General features: G+C 41.1%; 12 protein-coding genes. 9 read left to right on the top strand and 3 right to left on the bottom strand.

Annotated elements, in window-relative coordinates; all coding sequences use genetic code 11:
• Positions 1-54 precede the first annotated feature (54 nt).
• Positions 55-900 carry a helix-turn-helix domain-containing protein gene (locus AFM12_RS00150; RefSeq protein ID WP_055142970.1) on the top strand — a complete coding sequence of 282 codons (846 nt, stop codon included), beginning with the start codon at positions 55-57 and terminating at the stop codon, positions 898-900.
• 297 nt (positions 901-1,197) lie between these two features.
• Here AFM12_RS00150 and AFM12_RS00145 read toward each other — a convergent pair whose 3' ends face one another.
• Positions 1,198-2,400: a DUF2264 domain-containing protein gene (locus AFM12_RS00145; RefSeq protein ID WP_055142968.1), complete on the bottom strand. Its 1,203-nt coding sequence runs from the start codon at positions 2,398-2,400 to the stop codon at positions 1,198-1,200.
• A 35-nt stretch (positions 2,401-2,435) separates the two neighbouring features.
• Complete coding sequence (locus AFM12_RS00140; RefSeq protein ID WP_055142966.1) at positions 2,436-3,593, bottom strand: alpha/beta hydrolase-fold protein; 1,158 nt, start codon at positions 3,591-3,593, stop codon at positions 2,436-2,438.
• Positions 3,594-3,836: 243 nt separating this feature from the next.
• Here AFM12_RS00140 and AFM12_RS00135 point away from each other — a divergent pair, with 243 nt between their 5' ends.
• The 8 genes from AFM12_RS00135 (at position 3,837) to nadE (ending at position 13,259) form a co-directional block, all read left to right on the top strand.
• A complete protein-coding gene (locus tag AFM12_RS00135) occupies positions 3,837-4,832 on the top strand; it encodes a sugar phosphate isomerase/epimerase family protein (RefSeq protein ID WP_082391137.1) in 996 nt (331 codons plus the stop codon).
• Positions 4,833-4,943: 111 nt separating this feature from the next.
• Complete coding sequence (locus AFM12_RS00130; protein WP_055142964.1) at positions 4,944-6,257, top strand: DEAD/DEAH box helicase; 1,314 nt, start codon at positions 4,944-4,946, stop codon at positions 6,255-6,257.
• Positions 6,254-6,721 carry a hypothetical protein gene (locus AFM12_RS00125; protein ID WP_055142962.1) on the top strand — a complete coding sequence of 156 codons (468 nt, stop codon included), beginning with the start codon at positions 6,254-6,256 and terminating at the stop codon, positions 6,719-6,721. The genes AFM12_RS00130 and AFM12_RS00125 overlap by 4 nt, the downstream gene beginning before the upstream one ends.
• A 279-nt stretch (positions 6,722-7,000) precedes the next feature.
• Positions 7,001-9,376: a DUF4114 domain-containing protein gene (locus AFM12_RS00120; RefSeq protein ID WP_055142960.1), complete on the top strand. Its 2,376-nt coding sequence runs from the start codon at positions 7,001-7,003 to the stop codon at positions 9,374-9,376.
• Between the two features lie 17 nt (positions 9,377-9,393).
• Entirely contained in the window at positions 9,394-9,711 is a 318-nt protein-coding gene (locus tag AFM12_RS00115; RefSeq protein ID WP_055142958.1) for a LytTR family DNA-binding domain-containing protein, read from the top strand.
• 145 nt (positions 9,712-9,856) lie between these two features.
• On the top strand, positions 9,857-10,636 hold the full coding sequence (locus AFM12_RS00110) for a carboxylesterase family protein (protein ID WP_055142956.1): 780 nt from the start codon (positions 9,857-9,859) through the stop codon (positions 10,634-10,636).
• Positions 10,637-10,642: 6 nt separating this feature from the next.
• A complete protein-coding gene (locus AFM12_RS00105) occupies positions 10,643-11,113 on the top strand; it encodes a RidA family protein (RefSeq protein ID WP_055142954.1) in 471 nt (156 codons plus the stop codon).
• A gap of 109 nt (positions 11,114-11,222) precedes the next feature.
• The gene (gene nadE / locus AFM12_RS00100) at positions 11,223-13,259 is read left to right on the top strand and encodes an NAD(+) synthase (RefSeq protein WP_055142952.1); all 2,037 of its coding nucleotides are present in this window, start codon (positions 11,223-11,225) and stop codon (positions 13,257-13,259) included.
• On the opposite strand, the gene AFM12_RS00095 is transcribed toward nadE, so the two are convergent.
• Positions 13,256-14,350 (bottom strand): endonuclease/exonuclease/phosphatase family protein, encoded by a 1,095-nt coding sequence (locus AFM12_RS00095; protein ID WP_055142950.1) that lies wholly within the window; start codon positions 14,348-14,350, stop codon positions 13,256-13,258. The two genes, nadE and AFM12_RS00095, sit on opposite strands and share 4 nt — an antisense overlap.
• Positions 14,351-14,456: the final 106 nt, after the last annotated feature.

The raw sequence follows: 14,456 nt of genomic DNA, 5'->3' as shown, positions 1-14,456 counted from the left end.
TTTTTTTGATTTAACTTTCAGCCTTATTTTGACCGTAACCCACTACCAAAACAAATGCCAATTCAGAATGTACCGGAAGTGTTCCTGAATCAGGATACGCCTAAACCGGAAATTTTGGTCTATGATTTCAAGATGAGTAATGATGTCTTCAAGACCAAGGTAAATCTTAGCCAGCATATGTTTAGTTTTCTTCAAAATGGAAGAAAAGAAATACACTTTGCTGATTCATCGGTTATGGTAGACATGGGTCAGTCTCTTCTTGTTAAAAAAGGAAATTGGCTCTGGTCAGAAATGCTGGTGGAGAATTCTGATTTATACTACTGTAAACTCTTGTTCTTCTCTGATAAGCAACTGCGAAACTTTCTGGATAAAACTTGTATTAAGAAAAGACCTTCCCGACGATCAGAGGCTTATTTTATTATAGAGAATGACTTATACATTCACTCTTACCTTAATTCACTATCAGCAATTAATTCATCAGCAACTACGCGTGCTCATGACATGAATTCGGTAAAACTGGAAGAACTCTTACTTTACCTTCTCAATAAATATGATAAAAAGTTCGAGGACTACCTGTTCTCTTTAATATCACCACACACCTCAGACTTCAGCAGGGTAATTGAGCAAAACATCTTCGCAAACCTCAAAATAGAAGAACTGGCATTTTTATGCCATATGAGTCTTTCCACTTTCAAAAGACATTTTTTTAATGAGTACGGTGTGGCTCCCGGAAAATATTTTCAGGATCAAAGGCTACAAAGGGCCAAAGCTATTCTTGAAGAAGGCAAACTAAAATCCACTGATATTTATCTGGACTTTGGATATAAAAACTTATCAAACTTTAGTGCGGCTTTCAAAAAGAAATTTGGCTACAGCCCAAACCAGCTTAAGAAACCATAGTCACTTTGAACCTTTTTCATAAGCTATTGGCCAATTTCAGTAAGTTATTTCAGCTAACCAAGAATTATCTTTGGCACAGGTTATCTAAAATGTCGTTTGACATTTCGCTGTAAGTCCACACGAAAATCTTGAGTATAGCCCTGATAACATTTAGTGTAATAGAAAACGGGGCTTTCTGATAGTCCCCTTTTCTGCCGAGAAGTCCATTATAATTTTTCAGGAAGCGGTCATTTAATGACTGCTTTTTTTATGCATTTGCTATTCCCCTGAACGCAAAAACTTATTTCCCGCCATTGTTTACTTGTGTAAAGCATGATCACCCGGAACATCAATTCCGTCGAAAACCTTTCTAGAAGTCCAAGGCTCTTCTTGAGTCGTCCAGAAATCATGATCGGCATTCAGACCCAATGGAAGAAAAATATTAGCACAGAGGTACAGGCTTCCTGTTGTGATATAAAAGTCAGCGATTTCCGGCTGATATCCGCAGACTCCGATATTCAGCCAGCCCTGGTCATTATAAGTGTCAGGGCAAGCCAGAGTTTTTTCCAGCACAGCTGTTAGGGCCGACCTCACCTGTGAAGGTGATATTGAAGACGGCAGTTTCTCTCTGAGAGCGGCATCGGCTAAATGCTGGAAAGCTCCTCCTCGGTAAACAATTGACCGGCCATATAGCGGATATGAACCATCTGGAGCAATGCTTCTTTCCTGAATCTGAGCATATCTTTGCCCCATTTCGGTAATTTTTTCAGTTTGCTTATCATATCGCCGGGTCTTTTTGCTCATTACCTCCACAATAGCCGACAGATACGGATGAATAACATAACTGTTATAGTAGTCCATAGCGAAACTGTTCCCGTCTGAAAAAAGGCCATCTCCCACACTCCAGTGCTCTGTAAATTCCCGGATTCCGTATTCAATTCTTACCGGATCATAGGTCAGCTCATTTTGAGCATAAAAAGCTTCAATCATGGCTGAAAAAAGGATCCAATTACTGTAGACCGGCACGATATGCTGGGATTGGTTGAGAGCGGCAACCGTCATGGCTTTTGTTTCCTGATCGAGGTTCTCCCAAATCCATGGGCAGCGAACCAGTCCTAATGCAAAAAAAGAAGCGTCCACCAATGGTTGACCACCATCCCACAGCAAATAATCTTTTGCCTTAGGGTTAACGGCATTCCTGATTCCGGCCAAAGTCCATTGTTTATACTTTTCCCTCAAAGTGATCTCTTTTTCAGAGCCACCTTCGCTCATGAGCCAGGGGGATATGCCTGAGATTGTTCTACCAACGGCTTCAAGGTAGGCTACCTGTTTTCGTGAATCCGGGTTATCAATATGTGCTGAAAGCTCAACAGGCATTTGGGCTTTGAGCTGATCTTGTGCCAGATTTTCAAGAACCGGCCGGGCCACTTTGTCTAATTCTTCAACCCATCGATCACGAATGGTTTGAGCATTTAGCTGAGTTACAAGAAAAAAAGAAACGAGTAAAAATTTCAGGTTCATGGTAAAGGTTTAGGATTTAAAATTATCATTGCCATTTAACGCCAGAGCTCAGGTAATAATTTAGCATACAAAAGCTGACGCCAGGTTTTCCATTCATGAGCTCCGCCTTTTTCATCATAGTATTCGTATTTAATCCCATGATTATCAAAAGCTTTTGTTAAAGCAAACACCCTTTCACCCATGCGGTTTGTGGCCTCCAAAGGTCCCTGACCCACAAGCAGATAATCTACTTTTTCATTCGCCGCGGGATCATTCAAAAAGTCCTTTAAGGTCTCTTCTGCCTCGGCATCACCGGCACTCATGATTCCGAACGAGCCAAAAGTATCGAGGTTTCTGAGACCAATGATCATGCTATGTCGGCCACCCATAGAGAGTCCACTCAGTGCCCGACCATGCTTGTTTTCTATGGTGCTGTAATTGGAATCCACAAATGGGATAATGTGCTCCTTCAAGTCTCTTTCAAAAAGATCAAAAGTAAGGTTAACATGATCAGGATGCATCCTGTGTAACAGCTGATTATTGGGTACCACAATCAGCATGGGCTCAACTTTTCCATCAGCCAGAAGGTTATCCATGATAAAATTAGCACGACCTTCTATCATCCAATTCTGAGCTAATTCTCCGCTTCCACCAGCGAGATAAAGCACAGGATATTCATTAGCCGCATCATATCCTGGTGGAGTATAGACAAACAGTTCACGTGTACCATTGGTTACATCAGAATGATAAAAATGACGGGTGACACTTCCGTGAGGCACGTTCTTGATATCAAAGTACTGAGGTTCATTACCATGTACATAAAGCTTACTGTAGGGAGGCTGGTTAGCCATACCTACAAAACTGTTATTCGGATCCGGGGCAGTCACACCGTCCACCTTCAAGCGGTAGATATAAATGTCCGGTTCAAGCGGACCAAGTTTCACTTCCCAAATACCTTCATCTTGAAGAGATAATTCACGCTCCCCACCGGGTAAACCAACTACCGAAACCGAGCTGGCTTCAGGTGCTTTGAGTTTGATGGTTACCGTACGATCATCATGCACCAGCGGCGATACCACACCAGCACTGTAGGGAATCGGGATATCGAGCGTTTTCCGGTGAGGCCTCCAGTCAATGTTTACCTGCTCTTGCTGAGCAAAAATATTGGTACCAAAAGACAAAAAAGCGATCAAGAAAAACTGTTTTCTATGCATAGGGTTGATTTTTCAGGTTTAAATTATTGAATAAATCCCTGAATTACGCTTCAAAAAGACGAATGCGGGCAAAACTTCTTTCATTGACCTAAAACCTCAGACTTTTAGAAACTGAATCGCAATTTGACAAGACAACCTTAAAAAACAGGCCCGCCGTCGACGCTTTCCTTTGCTGAACCATCCATTGTTTCCAAAAGAGACAATACTTCTTAGCTTTGTAACTCAATTAAACCTATTAAACCTATGAAAAAACAAGCTCTCGGTATTCTGGGACTTTTCCTTTCGTTCACTTTGCTGTTTACAGCATGTAATTCTTCAACGGAGTCTGAGCAGACAGCTGAAGAAACTTCAGATTATAAAATATCTCTGGCCCAATGGTCACTTCATAAAAGCTTCTTTGGTGATGCTTTAAATGGTAACTGGGCTGAATTCGGAAGACTATTGATGGAGTCTCCTGATTCATTGCTTCAGGGCGAACTTGACCCTAACGATTTTCCATCTATTGCTAAAGAAATGGGTTTTAACACCATTGAACTGGTGAACACTTTCTATTTCAGCAAAGCTAATGACACTGAATTCTGGGAAGGTTTCAAAGCCAAATGTGATGAAGCAGGAGTTGAAGTTGGCCTTATCATGTGTGATGCCCTGGGCAACCTTGGTAATGCAGATTCAGTAGAGAGAATGAAGACCGTTGAAAACCATTACCCTTGGATTGATATTGCTGCTATGTTAGGAGCTCACACTATTCGTGTCAATGCTGCCGGTGAAGGTACAGCTGAAGAAGTAGCAACGAATGCTGCAGATGGTTTGGCAAAACTTGCTACCTATGCTGCTGAAAAAGGCATTAATGTAGTGGTCGAAAACCACGGAGGATACAGCTCAAACGGCGAATGGCTTGCCGGTGTGATGGAAGCCGTTGACATGGAAAACGTAGGCACTCTGCCAGATTTTGGTAATTTTTGTATTGAAAGAACTCCGGATGGCTGTGCCAATGAGTACGATATGTACAAAGGTATTACTGAGCTTATGCCTCACGCTATCGGCGTTTCAGCTAAAACGCACAATTTCGATGAGAACGGAAATGAGACTGACAAAGACTTCGTAAGAATCATGAACATTGTTAAAGATTCTGGTTTTAAGGGTACCATTGGTGTCGAGTATGAAGGTAACGGTATGACTGAAAAAGAAGGAATCCTGGCGACCAAAGCTCTTTTAGAGAAGGTGATCGCAGAATTATAATTCTGACCCACAAAATACTTCTTAAAGCCCGGCGAAAATCGCCGGGCTTTTGTTTTAACCGATGGAGAGAACAAATACACTCAGGCCACGATTATTAACTAGTTTTGCAAAATGGTAAAATCAACGGCTGAAATCCTTCAAAAATTAGGAATAAAAGAGCTCAATCAAATGCAATTGGCCACTCAAGAGGCCTTAGAGAAGCATGAAGAGGTCATTTTGCTCTCCCCTACCGGCACTGGCAAAACGCTGGCCTTTCTTCTTCCCTTGCTTGGTAAACTAAATTTAGACGAAGAGAAAATACAGGCCCTGATCATTGTACCCTCTCGTGAGCTGGCCATTCAGATAGAAACAATTTTGCGAGAAATTGGAAGTGGTTTTAAAGTAAATGCCGTTTACGGTGGTCGGGCAGGCAGCAAGGATAAAATCGACTTGCAGCATACCCCTCAAATTCTTATCGGCACTCCTGGCCGGGTGGCTGATCATATCCGTCGCGAAAATATTGAAACCTTTGATATTCAAACCCTTGTCCTGGATGAATTTGATAAGTCACTTGAAATCGGCTTTGAGAAGGAAATGAGAGAGATAACAGAAGCCCTGCCAAGGGCAAAACGGAAAATCCTGACTTCGGCGACTCAAAAGGTAGGCATTCCTTCCTTTTTGCATCTCAATCACCCTTTTCAACTGGATTTTACCGCCGAAAAATCGAAAAATCTTGACATTAAAGTAATTGAAACCAAAGAGGATCAAAAACTTAAGGATTTGGTACGGCTTCTTTCCCAAATTGGTCAAGGCAGAGGAATTATTTTTTGCAATTTCAAGGATAGTATTCAGGAAGTCAGTGCGTTTCTGGAAGGCCATCAAATTCAGCATTCTTTATTCTACGGAGGGCTTGAGCAAATTGACCGGGAACGTGCTCTTATCAGATTCAGAAACGGGAGCAGTCCTTACCTTTTAGCTACTGATCTGGCTGCCCGAGGAATTGATGTGCCTGAGATTGACTCTATCATTCATTATGAAATTCCTTTCAAAAAAGAAGAGTTTACCCACCGAAATGGCCGAACGGCAAGAATGCACGCTGATGGCGTCGCTTATATCTTGAATTCTAAAAACCGTAACCTGCCCGACTTCATTCAGGATTTTGAGACAGAGGACCTAAAGCCTATTTCCCTCCCAATCCCTGTAAGTACATGGGAAACTCTTTTTATCTCAGGAGGCCGTAAAGACAAAATTTCAAAAGGCGATATCGCGGGTCTTTTCTTAAAGCAAGGAGGGCTCAGTAATGAGGAATTAGGTCATATAGAGCTCAAAAAAGACTGTGCATTTGTTGCCGTTCATAAGGAAAAAGCCTCAGTTATTATAGATAAACTTAACAACTCCAGACTGAAGAAAAAGAAGGTCAGAATTAGCATTCTTGAAAACCAATGAACTATTCTTCACTTTTGACCATACACTCCTGGTTTAGATGGGCGGTCTTAATTAGCTTAATTATCACTATTGGCCGTGCCTGGTTTGGCCGGAGGAATAAATTAACCTTTACAACTTTTGACAATAAACTTCGCCACATGACGGCAACTATTTGCCATATTCAGCTGATGCTGGGTTTTTGGTTATACTTCATAAGTCCCATTGTCACTTATTTCCTGAATAATTTTGGCGAAGCGGTTCATCTCAGAGAAATCCGTTTTTTCGGGATGGAGCATATTACGGTTATGATCTTTGCCATTCTCGTCATTACGATTGGCTCCATGAAAGCCAAAAGAAAACACGCGGATAGAGAAAAATTCAACACAATTTACGTTTGGTATAGTATAGGCCTCCTTCTAATTCTGAGTTCTATTCCATGGTCGTTTTTGCCATTAACCAGCAGGCCGCTTTTGAGAGTCTTTTAACTTTTTTAGTAGCTAGACAAACCCCGCAGTCTCTATTTATTCTCTTTGGCACACCTATGAAGAAATCTTGATTCGGAATTAAGTTCCTCAAAAAAGGCACTTCAATTCCACCCCTTAGAGCCGCCTTCCAATTTCTGGAAATTCCCAGAACCATCCATTTAATTTTAATCAGATTTAAACAACTGTCTACCAAATACTTAATGCCTTAAAATTGAAATATCAAGTTTGTGGCAATCCAATTGCAAACCATTGAATGGTTGTGAATTGAAGAGTATAAACATGAAGTACGCATTTATTTTAATTGCCTTGATAGGCATTAAATTTACAGAAGTTGATGGACAAAATTATACCTACATGGGCACTTATGACTCCCAAGGTGTACCGGATTATCTGACTACAAGCGACCTGCTAAGTACCAGCTTTCTTTCGATGGTAAACGCATCCCTACCAGAGAGTTACCCTGTCCCCAACTATAACCCCCAATACATTAGTTCAGGAGTAGCCACTAACATTGATGTAGAGGAAACGACCGATGTCTGGGTGACATTTGTGGCTGAAGGGGCAGGTTTCAAAAACTCTTTAGGCTTTTATACCTATCCGACAGGAAACCCTCCCCCAACCATTGACATTTCTAATCTCAATATCATTTTCCCGAACGCTTCAGCGATCGGAAGTGGTGGAGGATTAACGGCCGGAGACAAAGTAAATCTGGGCACTTTCACCCCTGGCACTTCAATTGGCTGGGTACTGATAGCCAATGGATGGAACAGCACTACACAGCTGGTTGGTTGGGGTAACTCAAGACTTTTTTCAAACATTCAGTATAATCCGGAACCTCTTGAATATCAACGTTACCATAATGTTCTGCTATTTGATGAGGAAACCAAAAGAATTATTCTTGGTTTTGAGGATATACGAAGAGATTACAGTAGCTGTGATCACGATTTTAATGATGCCATTTTCTTTGTTACTACTTCAAGTCAGGAAGCTGTTGATGTCAGCAATATCAATATTACTACAAAAGTCAGAACCTCAGTAAGCTCAGGTAATGATGGAGGCTTAGAAAGTAACGGCTCTCTAGCTGAAAAAATCGCTAAAAGAAATATTAAGAGAGAACTGCTGGAAGAAAAGAAAGATTTCAGCCGGCCATCTACCATGAAGGCCTTCGTCAAAAACAAAATATCATCAGCAGGCGAATTAGAATTCATACCACCAGTACTAGGTCCTGATAGCACAATGGCCTATATAACCACTCCTGAAGACCTGATAGATATTACAAATGCAACCGACGTTTTTAGCGTTGACTACTTTAAAAACACTGAACGCAAAGCGGTTTGTTTGATTACCAAAACTGAAGAAGAGGCATACCAGCATAATAAAGCCATCTGCGACAGAGTGGCTGGCTCTTCGGTGATTGATTCAAAACAAATCAGAATATCAGGTCAATACCCTTGTACATTATTTACCGTTGAAAAACCAAACGGAGATCTTGAGTACTCCTTAAATTTTACGTTCAGGAAAATCAATGACAGCACTTATCAATTTGAATCACACTGGAGTCCGGAAGACTACCCTATAGGTTATGAATACTACAATATTCAGGTTTGGGCTATTGAGCCTTCATTTTCTTTCTTTCTGGCCGAAGCAAGTATTGAAAACCTTTTAAAAAAGTTTTGGATCGAAGAAGAAGCCGGATATAGTTCTTCACCTACAATTTTAATGAGATCTGGTGAATACAAACAGGGAAAACTGCGGCTGGATATAAAAAACACCAATAAAGTTAAAGAAACGGTAAAACTTTGGGGCTCTTACCGAGAATACGAGAATGGCCCCCAGCTGCCTTACGAAACGAACCTTGTATTGGATGGCTCTCTTTTTCAAAGCTTTGAAATCAGTAAATCCGGGATTTTTGACGCCGGACTGTTTATCGAAGAAGAAGGTATTGAAGATAAAGATGCCATTTATCTGGCTGATGGTGCATGGGTAGCGAATTATGAACCTGAAAATGTGGCCGAAACCTCTCTTAAAGTTCATTATCAAAGTGCCCTTAACGAAACCGAATCGAAAAAGTATTATGTTGAAAGAGGTATAACCGCCAGTGGCCAGGTCAAGAACTACTATTCAGCCCACCGTCCGTTAAGACTCGGACTAAGACCAGTGGATCTGACGGCTTACAGCTACCTTCAATTCACCGGAACCAGATCGTCCACACTTGAAATAGTACTGAGCAAAGAGTCTGTCGAAAACTGGAATCACCAGGCCAGAGCTTTTATCACACTTACAGAAAACACGAAAAGGTTTCAGTTAAAGCTTTGCGATTTTAAGGATATTAATGGAAACGGAATTGACCTTTCAGACATTCAGGCCATCACATTTTCAGTTATTAGTGATAATGTCAACTTTAAAAATTTTGATTTCGACCTGAATCAAATTGCATTTAGTCAAACCGGGGCATGTGACCATACTCAACTGATTAAAAGTGCTTCAAATACAGAAGAAATGTATCAGGCCTCAGGGTATATCCAGGCAGAAAACGTCAATCATACTAATTCAAGAGTTATACTAACTGCGGGTAATGCAATAGAATTTTTGCCGGGTTTCAGTACTGAAGATGGAGCTGTAGTGAAGGCAGAAATAAACGATTGTTCCAACTAAAAAACCTCCTTTTAAGAATGCACAAATTGAGAAAAAACGAGCCAAACGAGATCATTTACTTAAAAGCAGACTCTAACTACACCATATTTGAGTTTACCAATGGCGAAAAAGATATTTCGGGGTTTACATTGAAGCATCACCAGGAAAAACCTGAACTAAAAGGATTTTTAAGAGTAAACCGAGCTTATCTCCTGAATCCAAAATACATTGATCGGATCATCAAACAAGATAGCACTTTTGACATTCGACTCTCCGACGGAACAAAAACGAAGGTATCAAGAAGAAGATTACAGACGATTATACCCCGGGCAGAGAAATACAGTTTATTTGGGTAATCATACTAATGCGGAGTAATCTTATCTCTTCATTATCAAACAGGGCATTTTTTGTTTGCTTCCACAGGATAATCCAACACGAATTAAAAAAATACTCAGATGAGTCATATATTCGCACGAACTAACCTATCAATGGATTCCACTTATGAATCATCTCTTCTGCCGAACGATAATAAGCCTGACTTTTCTTGTTGTTGGATTTATCGCAAACGCTCAATTTGACTCCGATCAATTTACCGACAGTAAAGGCACAGAACTAAAATACAGAATATTATATCCTGAGAATTACGATGCGTCTGAACAGTATCCATTGGTTCTTTTTCTTCACGGTGCGGGCGAAAGAGGAGATGACAACGTTTCTCAATTAAAAAACGGAGCCATGAAGGTCTTCGAGAAACTTCAAAAAAATCATCCCTGCATTGTGATTGCACCGCAATGTCCTAAAGATAATTACTGGTCATCAGTCAAATTTGAAAGAACCAAATATCCGCTTGATCTTGACTTCAATTACGACTACAACGAAAAAGAGTCTCTTCATGCGGCAATTGAACTTGTAAACTCCTTTGTAAAGTCAAAAAAAGCAGATAAAAAGAGAATTTACATAACTGGCCTTTCTATGGGAGGTATGGGTACTTTTGAAGCCGTCGCCCGATACCCAAAACTCTTTGCTGCTGCAATGCCCATTTGTGGTGGAGCTGATTTAAGCAGCTACGGAAAGAAGCAAGCCAGGGTGCCGTTTTATATTTTCCACGGCTCAGAAGATGGCGTGGTTCCGGTAAAACATTCTCAGGAGGCCTATGCAAAACTTCAGGAACTAGGGGCGAATGTCATCTATAAGGAGTACCCAAACGTCAATCATAATAGCTGGGATAATACATTCGGGGAGAAAGACTACCCCGGCTGGATGTTTCAGTTTACCAAATAATCAGATATGCTTTTAGACCAGATTTTCGATAAGTACGCAGACCGGCTACCAGAACCTCCAAAACCAAAGGGAGTCTATAAACCCATGATCGTTACAGGTAACATGGCCTTTGTCAGTGGACATGGTCCTGTAAACCCTCCGGGTAGCGATAATGAGCTCATTTGCGGACGAATAGGAATTGCCGTTTCACAGGAATATGGCAAAGATGCCGCCTTACAAACTGGTTTGGCCATTTTAGCAACTCTTCGGGCACATCTCGGTAGTCTTTCAAAGGTGAAGAGAGTAATTAAAGTTCTGGGTATGGTAAATGCCGATGCTGACTTTGAGAATCATCCATACGTTATTAATGGCTGCAGTGAGCTTTTTGAAGAAGTGTGGGGTAATGAAAATGGAGTGGGATCAAGATCCGCTGTTGGGTTTGGGTCTTTACCCCAGAATATTACGGTTGAGATTGAAGCACAGTTTGAGCTTTATTAGGCAAAATATAGTTTAAAAGGCGGACTACAGCTTCTGAATATCATTATCAAGTGGTCACCGAATTTTGTACTAAATTTGCTCAGCATCATTCCAAAGAAAAGAACCATACATGAAGATTATCAAGGTAGGCTCAGGCGTAGTTAACCAAACTCCAATGGATTGGCGACAGAATCTCAGGAACTGTCTCGATGTCATAGAGGAAGCCAGAGTTGAAAACGTGAGTGTACTTTGTTTGCCTGAGTTAGCACTAACGGGCTATGGTTGTGAAGATGCTTTTTACTCGCCGGATCTGAGAAAGCAGGCTTTGGAGTCTCTATTTGAGCTTCTTGATTACACTGCTGATATGGTGGTTTGTGTGGGGCTGCCACTTGAAATTGACAATAAACTCTTCAATACGGCCTGCCTTATTGCGAATAAGCAAATTCTTGGTTTTACTTGTAAACAGCATTTACCAAATTACGGACTCTTCTATGAGGACCGCTGGTTTCAACGCTGGCCCGGGGGAGTTAAATCAGAAGTGAATCTGAAGAATATCTCCTACCCCGTTGGCGATTTAATTTTTGAATTGGATGGTCTGAAAATTGGCATTGAGATTTGCGAAGATGCCTGGGTACCGGGCAGACCGGCAGATCGACATTTTGCCAAGGGAGCAGACATCATTTTGAATCCAAGTGCCTCGCCGTTTGAGTTTTTCAAATTTCAGACTCGCGAAAATCTGATTATTGAGTCTTCAAGAAGTCATGCCTGCACCTATGTTTATGCCAATTTATTGGGCAACGAATCCGGCCGATTAATTTTTGATGGTGATGCTCAGATAGCCAATAATGGGGTATTATTAGAAAGTAGCCCCCGTTTTAGTTATGCAAATCATACCTTAACCACAGCGGTTATTGATACCGATGTGGCTTTGGTAGATGCGGTCAAAATCAAATCAAAGGCTACCCTGGTGAACAACCTGATCAAATCAAACTTTATTTTCCCAACAGATGTAGAGGTGAGTTACCATGTGGCCGACCTTGAGCCTTTTGAAAGAGGTGGTTATCTCAAAGAAGAAGAATTTGCCCGGGCCGTTTGTTTGGGTCTGTTTGATTATCTGAGAAAATCAAGGTCTCAGGGTTTTACCATTTCACTTTCAGGCGGGGCCGATTCAAGTGCATGCACGGCTCTCTGCGGCTTGATGATTCGTTTGGCAGATGAAAGTATTGGTTTTGAAAATACAAAAAAGAAGCTGAGTCATATCTCAAAAATTGCCAAAGCAAAAACTGAAGAAGCGATGGCTCATGAGATCATACATACCATATATCAAGGCTCAGAAAACAGCTCTGACGAAACCCGAAACTCGGCAAAGGCACTGGCAGAATCAATGGGTGCCCAGTTTTTTGATGTCAAAATCAATGGCATAGTTGAGCAATATACTGAGATGATTGAGGCTCAGATTCATCGCAAGCTGAGCTGGGAGACCGACGACATACCTTTACAAAATATACAAGCCAGAGTGCGTGCTCCAGGTGTTTGGCTTCTTACCAATTTGACAGGCCATCTACTTTTAGCCACCTCAAATCGTTCTGAAGTGGCCGTTGGTTACGCCACAATGGATGGTGATACAGCGGGCAGCATCAGTCCAATCGCCGGAATAGATAAACATTGGTTGCGTCAATGGTTGATATGGCTCGAGAAAACCGGTTGTGAAGTCAAAGGCAAGCATATCAAAATTGAAGGTTTAAAATACGTAAATGCTTTGCACCCTACTGCTGAGCTTCGTCCTAAAGAGTACGATCAAACCGACGAAAAAGACCTGATGCCCTACGAGGTTCTTGATGCCATTGAAAAGGTGGCCATTAAAGACAAGAAATCTCCAATCGAAGCCATGAAATACATGGAAGTGCTTTTCCATGAGCAATATTCAAAAGAGCACCTCGGCGGTTACGTAAAACGTTTCTATCAATTATGGAGTCGTAACCAGTGGAAACGTGAACGATATGCTCCATCTTTCCATCTGGATAATCGAAATCTGGATCCAAGAAGCTGGTGTCGTTTCCCAATTCTTAGTGGTGGCTTTACCAAAGAGTTGGAAGAATTGGACGACTATCTTTCGGGTAAAAACAGACCAACTAAAACGAAAATTGGTTTTCGGCAAAAAGGCTAGTTTCTAATTTTGAGACTTGCCTTGATTGGATAATGATCAGAACCTTTGAGCTCGTTAAAGGTTTTGAAGTTTAGTACTTCAAATTTATCCGAGTCAAAAAAGATATTATCAATTCTGATGAAACTGGGTAGCTTGTGATAGGTAAAACCAAATCCAAAACCGGCTTCTTCAAATGCATTTGCCAGCTCTTTTCTAACTCGGCCATAGGCATACCCATATGGCAATTCATTAAAATCACCGGCCAAAATAACAGGATAAGGACTTTCCTTTATTAATTCCTCCACCTGGTCTACCTGAAGAGCACGATCCTCAAAACCAGATTTAAGTTGGCTCAGAATATTACGTGCTTCCTGTTTCCGTTTAATTTCATCCGCCGTAATCGCCTTTTGAACCCGTATACCCATAGATTTAAACTGCAGGTTAAACACCCTGACAGTATCCTCTTTGACCTTTATATCTGTTATCAGGACACCATTATTATTGATTTTCCATGAAATCTCCTTTTTGGCTACAATCGGATATTTTGAAAAAGTGGCAAGGCCTACAGCACCAAATTCACTTTTCGGGTCAATTTCAGAGTGCATATACGTGAAATGCTTATTCACTTTTTTCAGGCGATCAAAGGTATCAAAAAGGGGTTCCTGAGGGCTGTTCATTATTTCCTGAAAGCATTTTATATCAGCCCTGAGAGTGTCAAGGTCATTGCTAATTCTTGCAGCCAAGGCTTTTCCATCATCTGACCTATCTGCATGATTCAGATACATCACGTTATAGCTCATCACTGAAAGCCTTTGATCGCCCAGCTCTGTTTCAGAGCGAAGAGAGAACTTAAGTGTTCGTTCCATCAGTGGGTACCCAATAATGAGTACCACCAGTGACACCACAAATTTCCACGAACGTGAAAAAGCATACGTAAAGAGAAAAAAAAGATTTATGGCAAAGGCAAACGGAATTGAGAGCATTAGAAAACCACCAAGCCAATGTCTTATATCTGCAGCATAAGAAATCTGAAATACCAGAAGGGCATACAGAGCTGCCAGAAAATTCAGCAGAAAGAAAAACTTGGTGATAAAATCTCTTAAAAATCGCACAGTAAAAAAGAATGCACGCCGAAAGATAGAATTAAAATACCGGACTCTTTCTGCCAGTTTATCATTAGTTTAAATTTGAAGACAAAACTTGGGCAAAACCAAATAT

Source organism: Jiulongibacter sediminis (genome assembly GCF_001306455.1).
In the GTDB taxonomy this organism is placed as follows: domain Bacteria; phylum Bacteroidota; class Bacteroidia; order Cytophagales; family Spirosomataceae; genus Jiulongibacter; species Jiulongibacter sediminis.
The sequence above is the reverse complement of the archived record's forward strand: the minus strand, read 5'-3'. Positions and strand labels throughout refer to the sequence as shown.